General features: G+C 53.1%; 11 protein-coding genes. 4 read left to right on the forward strand and 7 right to left on the reverse strand.

Annotated elements, in window-relative coordinates:
- Positions 1–11: 11 nt before the first annotated feature.
- The gene (gene gspD / locus QWF21_RS14360) at positions 12–2,084 is read right to left on the reverse strand and encodes a type II secretion system secretin GspD (RefSeq protein WP_330088731.1); all 2,073 of its coding nucleotides are present in this window, start codon (positions 2,082–2,084) and stop codon (positions 12–14) included.
- Between the two features lie 29 nt (positions 2,085–2,113).
- Entirely contained in the window at positions 2,114–3,037 is a 924-nt protein-coding gene (gene gspC / locus QWF21_RS14365) for a type II secretion system protein GspC (protein WP_330088732.1), read from the reverse strand.
- A gap of 152 nt (positions 3,038–3,189) precedes the next feature.
- Here gspC and hslR point away from each other — a divergent pair, with 152 nt between their 5' ends.
- Positions 3,190–3,594 (forward strand): ribosome-associated heat shock protein Hsp15, encoded by a 405-nt coding sequence (gene hslR, locus QWF21_RS14370; RefSeq protein WP_330088733.1) that lies wholly within the window; start codon positions 3,190–3,192, stop codon positions 3,592–3,594.
- 7 nt (positions 3,595–3,601) lie between these two features.
- Complete coding sequence (hslO, locus tag QWF21_RS14375; RefSeq protein WP_330088734.1) at positions 3,602–4,453, forward strand: Hsp33 family molecular chaperone HslO; 852 nt, start codon at positions 3,602–3,604, stop codon at positions 4,451–4,453.
- An 8-nt stretch (positions 4,454–4,461) separates the two neighbouring features.
- On the opposite strand, the gene envZ is transcribed toward hslO, so the two are convergent.
- From envZ to QWF21_RS14390, 3 genes are all read right to left on the reverse strand, one after another.
- The gene (gene envZ / locus QWF21_RS14380; RefSeq protein ID WP_330088735.1) at positions 4,462–5,778 is read right to left on the reverse strand and encodes a two-component system sensor histidine kinase EnvZ; all 1,317 of its coding nucleotides are present in this window, start codon (positions 5,776–5,778) and stop codon (positions 4,462–4,464) included.
- A complete protein-coding gene (ompR, locus tag QWF21_RS14385; protein WP_330088736.1) occupies positions 5,775–6,500 on the reverse strand; it encodes an osmolarity response regulator transcription factor OmpR in 726 nt (241 codons plus the stop codon). The genes envZ and ompR overlap by 4 nt, the downstream gene beginning before the upstream one ends.
- A 101-nt stretch (positions 6,501–6,601) precedes the next feature.
- Positions 6,602–6,817 (reverse strand): hypothetical protein, encoded by a 216-nt coding sequence (locus QWF21_RS14390; protein ID WP_330088737.1) that lies wholly within the window; start codon positions 6,815–6,817, stop codon positions 6,602–6,604.
- Positions 6,818–6,998: 181 nt separating this feature from the next.
- Here QWF21_RS14390 and greB point away from each other — a divergent pair, with 181 nt between their 5' ends.
- Both greB and QWF21_RS14400 read left to right on the forward strand, forming a co-directional pair.
- On the forward strand, positions 6,999–7,481 hold the full coding sequence (gene greB, locus QWF21_RS14395) for a transcription elongation factor GreB (protein WP_330088738.1): 483 nt from the start codon (positions 6,999–7,001) through the stop codon (positions 7,479–7,481).
- Between the two features lie 128 nt (positions 7,482–7,609).
- Complete coding sequence (locus tag QWF21_RS14400) at positions 7,610–9,925, forward strand: Tex family protein (protein ID WP_330088739.1); 2,316 nt, start codon at positions 7,610–7,612, stop codon at positions 9,923–9,925.
- Between the two features lie 36 nt (positions 9,926–9,961).
- Here the strand turns inward: QWF21_RS14400 and QWF21_RS14405 are convergent, their stop codons facing one another.
- Positions 9,962–12,124, reverse strand: a complete 2,163-nt coding sequence (locus QWF21_RS14405; protein WP_330088740.1) for a winged helix-turn-helix domain-containing protein — start codon at positions 12,122–12,124, stop codon at positions 9,962–9,964.
- A gap of 91 nt (positions 12,125–12,215) precedes the next feature.
- Positions 12,216–14,972 carry a TonB-dependent receptor gene (locus QWF21_RS14410; protein ID WP_330088741.1) on the reverse strand — a complete coding sequence of 919 codons (2,757 nt, stop codon included), beginning with the start codon at positions 14,970–14,972 and terminating at the stop codon, positions 12,216–12,218.
- Positions 14,973–15,167: the final 195 nt, after the last annotated feature.

Genomic DNA, 15,167 nt, shown 5'->3' on the forward strand with positions numbered 1-15,167 from the left:
CACATCACTCATCAGTCGCGCTTCCCTTCCTGCTGCAGGTACTCATTAAAGCTGGGCGGTAAAATCAGGCTGTCATCCCATTCTGGCAAAACGGTCTGAGGCGTACGTGGCATCAGCGGGATCCCTCGCTCATCCCGGATCATTTGTTCGGCGCGAATGTAATTGTACTTGCGCTGACTAATGCTGGACATGGTCGCGCCATCGCGCACGATGGAGGCGCGGATAAAGACCATCAGGTTGCGTTTGCGCTTGCTGACACTGGTGGACTTGAATAAGTGGCCCAGCACCGGAATATCCCCCAGGATTGGTACCTTGGACACACTTTCCTGCACATCTTCATCAATCAAACCACCCAGCACCACCACAGCACCATCATCCGCCATTACCGAGGTGCGAATTTCCCGCTTGTTGATGGTGATATCGACTGCCGTGGCACCCCCTATGCTGGAGACTTCCTGCTCTATCATCAGTTGCACCGCATCGCCTTCGTTGATTTGCGGTGTCACTTTCAGCTTAATCCCCACTTCCTGCCGGTTCACCTGCTGGAAGGGGTTGGTGTTGTTGGAGCCGGTGGTAGAGCCGGTAATCACCGGCACTTCCTGACCGACCAGGAAGAAGGCTTCCTGGTTATCCATAGTAGTAATATGCGGCGTGGCCAGAATATTGGAATTGGTGCTGGTGCGCACTGCCTGCAGTAAAGCCCCCCAGTTGCCTTTGTACACACCCAGCATGGCGCCGTTTAGGCCTTGTAGCGCTTGTGCCAGTACCGAGTAATCCCGCGGAGAGTCTTGCGTCACAGTGTCAAAAAGTTCACCAGTAACAGGATCTCTCGTTCTGGTAATAGTGCCGCGAGTAATTTGCGATGCCACCGCAGCGCCAGCAGCAACATCGACAATAGGTACCACATTGCCGGTGCGGAAATTGGTGCCGCCACCTTCAGCATGAATCCACTGCACCCCTAAATCGGTGCCGGAACCATCAAAGACTTCGACAATAATGGCCTCGACCAGTACCTGGGCGCGGCGAATATCGAGCTGGCGAATGACTTCTTCCAGTGAGCGCAGCAAGTCCGGTTGGGCGGTGATAATCACCGCATTGCTGTCGGCATGGGACTCAATGCTGACGCCTCGCCCCTGGGTGCTGCGCCGTCCTTGTGGTTGTTGCTGCTGTGAGCCTGCCACTTCGCTGACAATGCTTTCCCCAACGCTTTTTAATACCGGTACCAATTCTTCCGCTTTAGCGTACTTCAGGTAAAACACCCGGGTATTGCCACTGGTTTCCAGCTCGGCATCCAGCCGGCGCACCAGCTCCACCACCCGCTGCCGGGCCTGGGGTTCCCCACTGACCACCACACTGTTGGTGCGCTCATCGGCCACAATGCGCGGGATCAGGAAATCCGGTTGCTCACCGCGGCCCTGCGAGCGGTAAATGCTTTCCAGCACCCGCACCATTTCGCTGGCTGAACCATAATTCAGCCGGATAATCTCGACTTCCTGATCGCCCGCTCTGTCGACCCGCTGAATAATATCCACCAGCCGATTGACCACCGCAGCCGGTCCGGTCATCATAATCACGTTGGAGGGATCGTAGTTCACCACATGGCCACTGCCGGCCTGGTTGCTGAATTGACGCAGCAAGGGGGCCAGTTCACGCACCGAGACATTTCGTACCTGCACCACCCGGGTGACCATTTCATCGCCCACTCCGGGATTCTCATCCCCAACCACCGGGATATTGGAGGTTTTGGCGTCTTTGGCCCGTACCACTTTCAAAATGCCGCTTTCCATTTCCACCACGGCAAAGCCATAGACTTCCAGCACATTCAGAAAAAACTGGTAGTACTGCTCGGCATTCAGCATCTCGTAACTGCGCACATTGACCCGGCCACGCACCTGAGGCTCGACAATGATGGTGCGCTCCAGATTCATGCCAACAATATTGATAAACTCATTGATATCGGTGCCCCGAAAATTCGGCGAATACATCACCTCATCGTTGCTGTACACGGAAAAGCTAAGCGCGGCAGCCAAACTGACTACGGCAAGTTTACGGCCAAGCCGTGTAATAAAAGACCCTGACTGCATGTTGACTATCACCATCTGCTGAATCGTTATTATTGGGACAGGTTAAACTGAATGTCGATCAGTTCACCATCCCGTTCTACCCGCACCGAAGCATCGGTTGCTTCGCGCAATTGTCCAAGCACCTGATTGGCCTGCTGTAAATCTGTCAAAGGTGTACCATTGATTTCTACCGCCAGATCATTTGGCCGGAAACCAAGTCGCTGGAAAAGCCCCGGATCCCGGCCTGGCATCAGGCGAAAACCGGCCAGCTGCCCGTCCCGGTGATGCGGGGTAGGACGAATAAAATCGAAAAAGCGGCTTGGCTCTGCCAGCAGCACTTCACGCTGCGCTGCCAGCTCGGCCTGATCCAAGGATGGGGCCTCCGGCTGCGGGCTGATCATCTGTGGCTCCTCGTCCTGATCTTGCCGTCCCAGGCCCAGGTTGGCTTCGGCAATACGGGTAAACTCTATGCCATCCAGCATCAGAGTTTCAAAACGACCCGTCACCTGCAGCAAGACCCGATCATTAAATACCTGGTACAAGGTAGCATTGGTGCCTTCAATTTCCTCCCCTACCTTATACGCCAGTTCGGAGCCACGGCTTTCGATCACAGCACTGCCTTCGTTCGGATTCACCCCCGACACCAGACCGGTTAACTTGACATTCAACCGGGTCTTCGGGGCTTCGGTCACTACCGGCTCCGGCCGCACTTCGGGCTGTGCACTCACTTTACCGAATAAGGAAAAGCTGAGTAGGCGTTGCAAATCGGTGCTGCGGCCTGAGGGCGCTGTGCTTTGACCGGTTGCAACCTGCCAGGGTTCCGCAGCAGGCTGTGGGAGCAGTTGCCAGCTCAGGCGAGCCAGCAGCCAGCCCAGCAGCAACACCAGAACGACAGCCAGCACACGGCTAAGCAGTGCTTGTGGCAAACGCTGAATATGTTGATTCAATTGTAAGGAAAGGGACTGCCAATTCATCGGTCATATTCTTATAATAGAAGACGGCTCATCTTACTGAGTTGTCGCTCAGACAACAAGGGGCACGACAAAGTTTCACAGCTTGTTAACTGCAAGCCCGGTGCAACTGACCTACTGTATAACAGATGAGAGCAAGCGACCAGAGGATTATGATGAACACAACACAAAGCCAGCAACCACAAAGTGTACGATTGGACAAATGGCTGTGGGCCTGCCGTTTCTACAAAACCAGAACCCTGGCAAAAAGCATGATCGATGGCGGCAAAGTGCATTATAATGGTCAGCGCTGCAAAGCCAGCAAATTGGTAGAAATTGGCGCCACCATTAAACTGGCGCAAGGCTACGATGAGAAAACCGTACGGGTTACGGGAATAGCCGAAAAGCGGCTGTCGGCTCCTCTGGCACAAGCCCTGTATGAAGAGAGCAGCGACAGCCTGGCCCTGCGGCAAGAGCGTGCTGAACTGCGCAAAACCAATAGTTTGTTTGCGCCGCACCCTGAAACCAAGCCCGACAAAAAGATGCGGCGGCAATTGCTGCTGCTCAAATCCCAGCAATGAGAGCCCTATGAGTTCAGATACCTTATTCCGATTTCTGTTTAAAGACCGCAATGTTCGCGGTGAAATTGTCGATTTAGCCGGTAGCCTGCAGCAGATGCTGCAAAACCACAATTACCCTTACCCGGTCAAACAACTGCTGGCCGAGATGGTAGCGGCTACCAGTTTGCTTACCGCCACCTTAAAGTTTGAAGGGGATATTTCAGTTCAATTGCAAGGCAACGGCCCCATTCGCTACGCCACCGTCAATGGCAGCGACCAACAAGTGTTTCGTGGCGTGGTCCGTCTGCAGTCCGAAGTGCAGGGCGAAGGCCTGAAAGCACTGGTAGGCGATGGTTATTTACTGGTCACCATCACCCCCCATCAGGGCGAACGCTATCAGGGTATCATTCCGCTGACAGGTGACAGCTTAAAAGAAACCCTGGAAGCCTACTTTATTCAGTCCGAGCAATTGCCTACCCGCGTCTATTTGTATACCGATATGCAATCGGAGCAGGTGAAGGCCGCCGGTATGCTGTTGCAAGTGTTGCCGGTAGAACAAGAGAAATCGCGCCAGGACTTTGATGAGCTGGTGATTCTGGCCGATACCATTACCGCCGATGAGCTGCTGCAGTTACCCGCAGCTGAAGTGGTACACCGCTTGTTCCATCAAGAGCAGGTCGAAGCCTTCCCGTTGCAGCCAGTCCGGTTTGAATGTGGCTGCTCCCGCACAAAATGTGAGTCTGCCATTATCAATCTGGGCGCTGGGGTGATCCAGGAGCACATTGCCGAAGGTCAATTGGATATTCAGTGCGAATACTGCCTGACCAACTACCGGTTTGATGCAACCGATCTTAGCCAGTTGCTGCTGTCTATCCAGTAGTCTTTCGCTCAGCGGTCAGACTTTGCCTTGAGCGGCAGGTACACCCGCGCAACCAGGCCACCATGAGCATGGTTGTGCAGGGTGATTTCACCGTGGTGCATATCGATGATTTTTTTGATGATGGCAAGCCCAAGACCTGAGCCGCCCGAGCCCCTGGCGCTATCGCCCTGGGTGAAAGGTTCAAACATTGTCTGCATGTTGGCTTCGGGGATACCTGGGCCGTGGTCCCGTACCTGCAGGAATACCATGCGCCGACCTCGCTCGAAGCCAGTGCTGATTTCAATATCGCCACTGCTGTAGCGCAGCGCATTTTCCAGCAAATTATTTAATACCCGCTTGATGGCAATACGCCGCAGTGGTGCCTTAGGCAGGCCGGCAGCCAACTCATGCAGCAGTTGCCGCTGCTGCAAATGCTCCGATTCCAACAGCTCTTCGATCAAGTCATTCAAAGAGACCCACTGCAGGCTTTCGTCTTTGTGGTGACGGATGTAATCCATAAATTGATCGATGATGGCATTCATATCTTCGATATCATTGATAATACCATCACGGATCCAGGCATCCTGCTCGGGCAACATCTCGCTGGCAAGCCGGATACGGGTTAGCGGAGTACGCAGATCGTGCGATACACCCGCCATTAACAAGGCTCTGTCCTGCTCCAGATGTTTGATGCCGGTGGCCATCTGGTTGAAGGCTCTGGTCACGGCACGGATCTCACTGGAACCTTTTTCAGCCAGAGGCTCCGGTATTTCACCCTGGCCAACGCGCAGCGCCGCCTGCTGCAGGCTTTTCAGAGGACGGTTAAGCGTTCTGGCGAACCACCAACCGCCCGCCACACTCAAAAAGCCAATCATTAACAGGTAAAACGTAAGCAAAGAAAAGTTGCTTTCGTCCAGGCCTGCCAGTGGAATACGGATCCAAAAATCCGGTGCCTGCGGTGCCCGCACCCAGAACGCAAGCTGCTCCCCCTGCTCAATTCTGACTTCGGCAGGCCCTCCCAACTCTTCTGACATATCAGCCGACATAAACTGGTAAAAGCGCGCGTTGAGCAAACCATGCGCTTCGGCCAGCGCTTCCGGATAAATGTCGATGTCGGTTGCTTGCTGAAAGCGCTCAGCCATGGCTTCAGTAAGCAAAGGCTCATCCTGATTAAAGTCAATAAATACCACTTTAATTTGCTTGGCAATCAAATGGTTGATTTGTTGTGCCGTCGGCTTAATCACATGAAAAGCGACGGTCACATACGACACCAACTGATTAATCAGCAGCAATAAACCTATCAATAGAACGGTTTGACCAAAGGCACTTTTTGGCAATAGCCTCACGAGCTAACGGCTCCATCCGGGACAAATACATAGCCAAGGCCCCAAACGGTCTGAATGTAGCGCGGATGGGCAGGATCATCTTCCAGCATACGCCGCAGCCTGGATACCTGCACATCAATGCTACGCTCCATTGCGGAATAATCCCGGCCTCTGGCTTGGTTCATCAGTTTATCCCGCGACAAAGGCTCACGTGGGTGACTAACCAGTACTTTTAGCACAGCAAACTCACCACTGGTCAGCGGTAGTAGTTGTTCTCCCTTGCGCATTTCCCGGGTGGCCAGGTTAAAGCGGAAAGGACCAAACGCAACGATGCTTTCCTGCTGCGCCGGTGCGCCGGGCAACTCTTTGCTTTTGCGCCGTAACACTGCCCTGATCCGAGCCAGTAGTTCCCGGGGGTTGAATGGTTTTGGCAGGTAGTCGTCGGCTCCCATTTCCAGGCCGATGATGCGATCAACCTCATCGCCTTTAGCTGTCAGCATAATGATCGGAATTTGATTGTCTTGCTGACGGAGTTTGCGGCAAATACTCAGGCCATCTTCACCAGGTAACATCAAATCCAGTACCATCAGGTGAAAATGTTCCCGCTCCATTACCCGCACCATCTGCTCGTAATCGGCCACTGCCCGTACCTGAAAGCCTTGCTCAACCAGGTACCGCTCCAGCAATGCGCGTAAGCGTACATCATCGTCTACAACCAGAATTTTTGTGGTTTCCGTCGTCATACCCTAGTACCCAGCCGTTTTTTGCCACTATAAACCAAAACAAACCCGGGGTAAGCCCCGGGTTATGAAAACAGTGTTACAAGATTTTTCCAGGTTCTGTGTTACTGCTTGTGCTGTTGCTCCCACTCTGCACGTGGCACTTTTTTCATAGGTGGATTTATCCACATCAATTGATTGGGCACAGCACTATTACGGCTGGATGTTTCGATCTGCTGCATCCGCTCATAGTCTTTCACCCAGACATATTCGGTAACTGGCGTGCTGGCACAGCCAATCAGTAACAACAGGGGTAGTAAAACAACGCAAAGCTTTTTCATCTTGCACCTCCAGGATGGCGGCTCCACTTTCAGTATAGTTCATTTTTTGAGCATCCGACCATTGCCACCCACGATTGTGACAAATAGCCATTTGGCCAAGATAAACCGCTTTAAAATGTCGCTACCTGCCCCCACCTAGTCTTAATGTGTCTGTCATCCACCTACCACAGTACGCTTTACTATGAGAACAAACTTAATCAGCCGGCAGGGTTACCAGCAGCTTCAGCAGGAGCTGGATCAACTCTGGCGGGTGCAGCGCCCCGAGGTCACCCAAAAAGTCAGTTGGGCTGCCAGCCTTGGTGATCGCAGTGAAAATGCAGATTACCAGTACAATAAGAAACAGTTGAGAGAAATTGACCGGCGCGTGCGCTTTTTGCGCAAGCGGTTGGAGGTACTGCGCCCGGTTGATTACGCACCAGAACAAGAAGGACGGGTTTTCTTTGGTGCCTGGGTAGAGGTCGAAAATGATGACGGAGAAAAACGCAGGTTCCGCATTGTGGGGCCAGATGAAATCTATGGCCGACGGGATTACATTTCCATCGACGCCCCCATGGCCAGAGCCTTGCTCAAAAAACAGGTAGATGACGAAGTTGTCGTTGCCACACCAACAGGCAATAAACGCTGGTATATCAATGCAATAGAGTATGAATCTGTACAGGTATAGTCAGGTTAAGCATTTGCCATTGGATTTTTCCTGTCAGAACAGGGACAATTTAGCCACTTTCATTATACAACTGCCTGCTTATCCCAGGCCGACACCAGCCCCCCTACGGCTGGCTACAGGAATCACGCATGACCTTAAAGCTTGAACAACAAATTGCTGCCGAAATTTCTGCCCGCCCCGAGCAGGTGCTGGCGACCATTCAATTGCTGGATGATGGCGCCACTGTGCCCTTTATCGCCCGTTACCGCAAAGAAGCGACCGGCGGCCTGGATGACACCCAGTTACGGACGCTGGAACAGCGTTTGTCTTATTTACGCGAACTGGAAGAACGACGTCAGCTGATTTTAAAAACCATCTCCGAGCAGGGCAAGCTAAGTGCCGAGCTGCAACAGGAGATCCTGGCCGCCGACAACAAAACCCGGCTGGAAGATTTGTACCTGCCTTACAAACCCAAACGTCGCACCAAAGGCCAGATGGCGATTGAAGCCGGCCTGGAGCCATTGGCTGATGCCATTTTGGCCGATCCTAACCAGGATCCGGAACAGCACGCAACCAGTTACCTGAATGCAGCAGCCGGTTACAACGACAGCAAAGCGGTGCTGGAGGGAGTCAAATACATTTTGATGGAGCGCTTCGCCGAAGACGCCAATCTGCTGGCCAGGTTGCGCCAGCAGCTAAGCCAGCACGGCGTGCTAAAAAGCAGCCTTGTTGCCGGTAAAGAGAAAGAAGGAGCTAAGTTCCGCGATTACTTCGAGCATAGCGAGTTGTGGCGTCAACTGCCATCGCATCGTGCACTGGCCATGTTCCGCGGCCGTAATGAAGGCTTCTTGCAGCTGCAACTACTGCCCGACAGTGACGAAGCCCAGGCGCATGCCAATTGCATTGCGCTGGTAGCTAACCACTTTAATCTGAGCAACAAAGGCCGGCCAGCTGATGCCTTTTTACAGACCGTGGCGCAATGGACCTGGAAAGTGAAACTCTATCTGCATCTGGAAAATGATCTACTCAGTGAGCTGCGTGAGCGCGCCGAAGCAGAGGCCATCAAAGTGTTTGCCCGCAATATGAAAGACCTGCTGATGGCCGCGCCAGCTGGCCTGCGGCCAACCATGGCGTTGGACCCAGGCCTGCGTACCGGTGTCAAAGTAGTGATGCTGGATGAAACCGGCAAATTACTAAGCAGCCAGACCATTTTCCCGCATGCGCCGCAAAACCACTGGGACAAGTCGCTGCGCACCCTGCTGAACCTTTGTCAGCAATTTAAACCAGAGCTGGTTGCTATTGGCAACGGGACAGCATCGCGTGAAACCGACCAGTTGGTCGCTGAATTGATGCAAAAGCATCCGGAACTGAAACTGACCAAGATCATGGTATCGGAGGCTGGTGCTTCGGTTTATTCCGCTTCAGAGTTTGCCGCTCAGGAATTTCCGGATCTCGACGTTTCCTACCGTGGCGCTGTTTCCATTGGCCGCCGGCTGCAAGATCCATTGGCCGAGCTGGTAAAAATTGAACCGAAAGCCATAGGGGTGGGTCAGTACCAGCACGATGTGAACCAAAGCCTGCTCAGCAAATCACTCGAGGCTGTGGTAGAGGATTGTGTGAACGCCGTTGGTGTCGACCTGAATACTGCTTCCGTTCCCCTGCTGAGCCGGGTAGCTGGCCTGAATAAAACCCTGGCGCAAAATATCGTGTTGCACCGGGAACAACATGGTCGCTTTAATAACCGCAAAGAGTTGCTGAAAGTAGCCCGCCTTGGCCCTAAAGCTTTTGAACAAGCCGCCGGCTTTATGCGTATCAGCGCTGGCGACAATCCGCTGGACAGCTCCGGTGTGCACCCGGAAGCCTACCCGGTGGTAGAAAAAATACTGGCGCAACATCAAAAGTCGGTGCAGGACATTCTGGGTAACAGTAGTTTTATCAGCAAACTGAAACCCGAGGACTTTGCCGATGCCCACTTTGGGATCCCTACCATTAGTGACATCTTAAAAGAGCTGGAGAAACCGGGCCGGGACCCACGCCCCGAATTTAAAATGGCCAGCTTCAAAGAAGGTATCAACACCATCGACGACTTGAAGCCAGCCATGCTGCTGGAGGGTGTAGTCACCAACGTTACCAACTTTGGCGCCTTTGTTGATATTGGCGTACATCAGGATGGTCTGGTACATATCTCATCCTTGTCCGACACTTTTGTCAGTGATCCACACAAAGTGGTCAAGGCCGGTGATATCGTTAAAGTCAAAGTGATGGATGTGGACAAAGAGCGCAAACGCATCGCCCTGACCATGCGAATGGACGAGCAACCGGGTCAGGCTACAACAGCAAAAACCCCGGTCAGCAAAGGAAAAATCCAACAGCCACGTGCTGCCAAGCCAGCGAAAACAGCAGCTCCCGCCAACGCTGCTATGGGCAATGCCTTTGCCGATGCGCTGGCGAAACTAAAGAAGTAACAAGCCAGGGTGGTATCGACACAGATACCACCCGGATTACTCCGCTGCAGTTAACAAGCCATGGCGCAACCGCATAATATCCACTCGGGGTTGCTGATCAATTTCCAGATAGAGCCGCTGCACATCGGCCGCATAACTAAAGGTGTTGTTCTCACTGATTTGCTCTGGCGACAGTTGGATCCTATCGGTCAGGATACCACTGTGCCAATCCAGATAACGCAGCACCAACTGCTCGGTGCTTTGCTGCAGAAAATACAGGCCGCTGCTGTCTGCGGTCCAGGCGTAGCTTGAGGTAAAGTCTTCGCCACTTAGCAGCTGCAACTCTTCCCCATCGGCGCTAAGTTGCCACAAGCCCAGGTTACGCCCTTTGGTGAAAAGCAGCCGCTCAGCATCCCACATCTGAGCCAACAAGCCGCCCTGAAAAGTGAGTTGTTGCACACTTTGGTCATGGCGATCAAAGCGGTATAGATTGCGATTGGAACTAAAGATCACAGCACTGTCGTCGTACCACCAGCTAGGCCGCACATGCCAACGCAGCCCGGTGTTTAAACTGGTTAACTTGCCGGTCGCCACCTCCAGCAAGGTGAGGGTATCGTGATCTTCCCCAGGGAAACGAGCTACAAAAGCGACCTGATCTCCTGAGTGCGACCAACGGGGGTATTTCACCCTGCTTTGTAAAAAAGTCAGTTGACGGCGATTCTGCATCGAAGCATCTGCCATCCATACTTCGGAGTAACCCGATTCATTGCTGATGTATACCAGAGCACCGCGCTTGCTGTTGTAATGCGGATTTTCAAAACGGTTATCCGATACCGTCAGTGGAAACAGTGCACTGACCAAACGCGGATTGATCGGTAGATATGCCAGTTGGGGCGCACTGCTCATGCTGTGAAAGAAAACCTCCCCACTGGCAGAGATCCGGCTTTGACCACCAAAGTCTTCCAACCCAAGGTTGGTAGTGGTACCACTTGCTAAGTCCAGCACAAAGCCCTGCCGCTGCCCATGATGCAAGGCTGCATACAGCACCTTATCCCCTGCGGGATGCCAGCTGATACCAATAATATCCTCTTCCCCAAAGGTTAACTGGCGTTCATCGCCGGTGGTCAGGTTGCGGACAAAAAGCTCTTCCGATAAGCGGTGCAACCGGCGGGTTAGCAACAGCTGCTGTCCATCCGGTGAGAATGCCAGATCCCGCACCCGGGCATCGCAGTGGTTCTGGCAGGCAATAGGCTCTACCCTGGCTTCTGGATTCAGCAGATCCAACTGGTAAAGGCTGTTGCCTTCATCGGTATAAGGCCCGCTAAATACCAGATAACGCCCATCGGGTGATACATCCAGATAGACCCTGCTATGCCGGCTGCAACTGGCTAACGGTTCCTGATTCAGCGTCACCACATCCAGGCGTTTAATGGCGCAGACCCCGTCTACCGGTCTGCGGCTGGAGTAATAGAGGTAACGATTATCCGGTGACCACACCATGGCACCATCGCGGTTTTCACCAAACGTCAGTTGCTTAAAATCATTCGCACGGCTCAGTTCCACCAGGTAAAGATTGGCTGCCTGATCAATTTTTTGCCAACTGAATGCCAGCAAACGACCATCCCGGCTTAACGCCGGATACATGGCCCGGCCATCACCCCGGGTAATGGCATCGAGCTGCCAGGCAGGTGCCGGCTTGCCGGCTTCAGAGTTTCCGGAAAATGGCCACTGCCACCAGAGCAAGCTTGCCAACAACACCCCAGCTCCCAAGGGCCACCAGCGCCACCAGGATGCCTCAGGTCCACTTTGTACTTGCACCGCTGGCCGGCTCTGGGGCTGCCCATTCATGTTGGATGCTGCAGCGGTAAAGTGCGGGGCTATATCCAGCCGATAGCCTTTTTTCCGCACCGTTACGATGCAATCGGGCAGGCCCATTTGCTGCAATTGATGCCGCAATTGCCAGATGGCATTGGTCAGGGCTTTCTCACCCACATAGTTGTTTCCCGCCCATACTGAGTCAATCAGCTCTTGCCGACTGACCAGCCGCGGGTACTGTTGTGCCAAAAATGCGAGGACCTCTATCGGTTTGAGCTGCATACAAACGGGCTCAGCCTTGCCATCAGATAAGGTCAGGCTGGCTTGATCCACCAAAATAGCACCAAGATAAAAGCAACTGCTCATCGGCTGTATGGGTACCAGAGGTTGTAGGTCGGTTAACATGGCAGACTGTAACAATTTTTCCTGCCCCTCTCAACAACAGCAATCACTGAGGTTGCCAAGACTCCCGGAGTGGGAGCCTTGGCACTGGTGATCAGAACTGATACCGTACGGCCCCATAAAAGGTCCGTCCAACCACATTGTAGCCGCTGTTGGTGCGGAAGTACGGTTGGCTGTTCCGGCTGGGGTGTCCTTCGACATACTGCGGTGGCATGGTATTGGTTAAATTATTAATACCCAGTGTCAAACGCAAATTGCGATTAAATTGATAACTGCCATTAAGATTCACCCTGGTGTAAGGTGCTAACTTGCTCCATACCCGCTCGGTGTATGCATTGTTATCCTCGTCACGCAAAGTCCAGGTATGCCAGCCTTCGGCGCTGCCAAGATAGTGCCAGCTCAGGTTCAGATTTAAATCATTCAGGCTGTAACGCACCGAGGCGCCCGCTTTCCAGGCTGGCAGATAGTCATCTTTGGTTTCATCAATGCGCTCGGCTTCGGCAAAGGACTGGTATTCTTTCTTCAGAGTATGGGAAAGATCTGCTTTCCAGCGCAGTCGACCATAGTCGCCTAAATCCATCCGGTACTCGACTTCAAAATCTATACCTTGCGATGCTTCATACGAACTATTGATTTCACCACGGCGCACACACAAGATATCCAGATAGTCATTGCCTTGTTGCTGCTGCATGATGTAACCAAGGCTTTCCAACTCACGGCAATTACTGGCCTGGCCCGTCATGTCATAAGCCGGGTTCTCCAGCACCCGCTGTACCGACTCCCGATAAACAGCCCCTGTTAACGAGATGCGCCAGTAATCCAGGCTCATGCTAAGATCGTCGGTCAATTGAGCCACTACGCCAAGATTAAAAAATTTGCCTTTTTCCTCTTCCAAATCAACATTACCGGCGGTAATGGACTCAAACTGATCGGTCACATCCGCTGGATGGTTTGGGTCGATGTGTTGATTGGTACTGGTAAATGAACGGCTGGGGCCAGCATACAACCGATGCAAATCCGGCGCCCGAAAACTTTTACCGCCATTAAGACGGAACAAGGTATTCTCGGTCGGCCGGTACACCAGGCCAGCTTGTGGGGTTAAAGCCCCGCCAACATCGGATTGATCATCATAACGGTCATAGCGCAGTGCCAGGCTGGCTTCCAGCTGCCCCCAACCGCCAGGCTGATCCAGCAATGGCAATGCCAGCTCACCGGCGGTTGCATACCGCTTGCGATCACCGCGGCCTTGCGTGCCCCCCTGTCCCAACAGATTATCGTTCAGGGTATGCTCGTCTTTGTGATCAAAGTACCATTCCCGCGCCCATTCGGCCGACCAGGCAAATTGCACAGTGCCTGCGGGCAATTCAAATAAATCACCGGTTAACACTGCAGAAAGCTGGTTCATGCCAGAGCCTGCATCGGTCAGGGTTTCAGCATACAAATGCTCCACCTGGGCTGGTGTCATTTTATCCAGTGGGTACCATTTATCCGGGTTGGCCGAGTCGGCCGGATCAAAACTAATCACCTCAAGCAGACGATCAGCCCGCATTTGGTTGCGACCAATCCGCTCAAAAGTGCTCTTACCATAAGCCCAGCTCAGTTCAAGATCGTAATCACCTACCCGCCCCTGTAAACCGATGGAGCTATTCAGGCTCTTTTGCAAGCCAGTGTAATCGCGGCGTTGGCCGTAATCATCCAAGCGGCGATACACCCGAAACTCCCGGCTCTGCTCGAAATCACTGGCATCGTAGCTGTAGACACCTGGGTTATTCTGATCCATGTAGAAGGTTGGGCTAACGCTTTTTTGGCCATTGCCACGGGTCGTTTCGCGATCACTGCCCTGCAGCATGATGTTGTAACTCCAGTCGGAGTTCAGCTCTCCCTGATGATTCATCACCAGGTTCCATTCTCTCTTGCCGGTATGCAAACTGGCATCTCGGTCCGAATCATAGCGACACTTATAACGACTTTCGTCATCGTTCCAGATGCCATAACTGCCAAACAGCTCCTGACACTGCTGCTCATTGGCCATAATGTATGTGGTCGCAGAACCCGACTGCCCCTGGTTGTGGAACACCCGACTGTAATCGCGCAAGTAAGCCGAGGTAGAGCTGAAAGTGTCGGTGCCATCCGGACCACCCACCTGGGTAAAATCGCGCTGGCCACGGCGCAGCATCTCATCATCCCGGTATTCCAGTACAAACATGGTCTGACCAAGACGGCTGTTCATGCCGTGCGTGAGTGTGGCCCGGCTTTTATCCCGCCCCCCTAATTGTGGATTTTCATGACGAAGATCCAATTGAGTTCGCTCAAAGGTGCTTTTCAGAATAATATTGACCACACCACCAATGGCATCGGAACCGTATATCGCCGAAGCACCACCACTTAAAATTTCGATGCGCTCAATGGCACTGGTTGGAAAGGTTGAAGTATCGACAAAGTTGCTGGAGCCACCGGTTGCCGTTGGGTATTGCGGTACCCGTTTGCCATTAACCAGGACCAGAGTACGGTTGGCTCCCATACCACGCATATTGATGGTGTTGGCTCCCTGGGTCCAGCTGCTTTCATTGCCCTCAATGGTACGGCCAGAGTTAAACACTGAGGCTTGCAGCAGCTCTTCGACGCTGGTAAAGCCACTGGCTTCAATCTCTGCAGCGCTGATCACCGTCACTGGGGCCACTCCTTCCAGATCCGTGCGCTTAATTCTGGAGCCGGTGACTTCTATCCGCTCTACCGTCTGTTCGATAGTGTCGCTGTCTGCGGCGTATATCGGGCTGGCTGTACCCAGCCCTAGCAAGCCACCGGCCATCGCCACCTGAATGGCCCACGTCAGTTGTTTCTTTCTGGTCATGATTTCAGTTCCTGTTCAATACACATTGTTGCTTTGTTATTTTGTAAGCGGGCGACTGCAGCCTGCCCACCGCCTGATGGCTTGGTCAGTCACTCCAGGGAGATGAAGAAAAACTGACCATTCCATCATTACCCGACAGGGTTGCAACACAATGCTTGCAGGCTCTTTTCTACACCGCTTCTATCTCTTTTGAAT

Origin of the sequence: Alkalimonas mucilaginosa (genome assembly GCF_036327005.1) — a bacterium.
Taxonomy (GTDB): domain Bacteria; phylum Pseudomonadota; class Gammaproteobacteria; order Enterobacterales; family Alteromonadaceae; genus Alkalimonas; species Alkalimonas mucilaginosa.

Excerpts from the sequence above, each read along its gene's own strand:
- gspD (WP_330088731.1), bottom strand. The coding sequence starts at position 2,084 with ATGCAGTCAGGGTCTTTTATTACACGGCTTGGCCGTAAACTTGCCGTA.
- gspC (WP_330088732.1), bottom strand. The coding sequence starts at position 3,037 with ATGAATTGGCAGTCCCTTTCCTTACAATTGAATCAACATATTCAGCGT.
- hslR (WP_330088733.1), top strand. The coding sequence starts at position 3,190 with ATGAACACAACACAAAGCCAGCAACCACAAAGTGTACGATTGGACAAA.
- hslO (WP_330088734.1), top strand. The coding sequence starts at position 3,602 with ATGAGTTCAGATACCTTATTCCGATTTCTGTTTAAAGACCGCAATGTT.
- ompR (WP_330088736.1), bottom strand. The coding sequence starts at position 6,500 with ATGACGACGGAAACCACAAAAATTCTGGTTGTAGACGATGATGTACGC.
- QWF21_RS14390 (WP_330088737.1), bottom strand. The coding sequence starts at position 6,817 with ATGAAAAAGCTTTGCGTTGTTTTACTACCCCTGTTGTTACTGATTGGC.
- greB (WP_330088738.1), top strand. The coding sequence starts at position 6,999 with ATGAGAACAAACTTAATCAGCCGGCAGGGTTACCAGCAGCTTCAGCAG.
- QWF21_RS14400 (WP_330088739.1), top strand. The coding sequence starts at position 7,610 with ATGACCTTAAAGCTTGAACAACAAATTGCTGCCGAAATTTCTGCCCGC.
- QWF21_RS14405 (WP_330088740.1), bottom strand. The coding sequence starts at position 12,124 with ATGTTAACCGACCTACAACCTCTGGTACCCATACAGCCGATGAGCAGT.
- QWF21_RS14410 (WP_330088741.1), bottom strand. The coding sequence starts at position 14,972 with ATGACCAGAAAGAAACAACTGACGTGGGCCATTCAGGTGGCGATGGCC.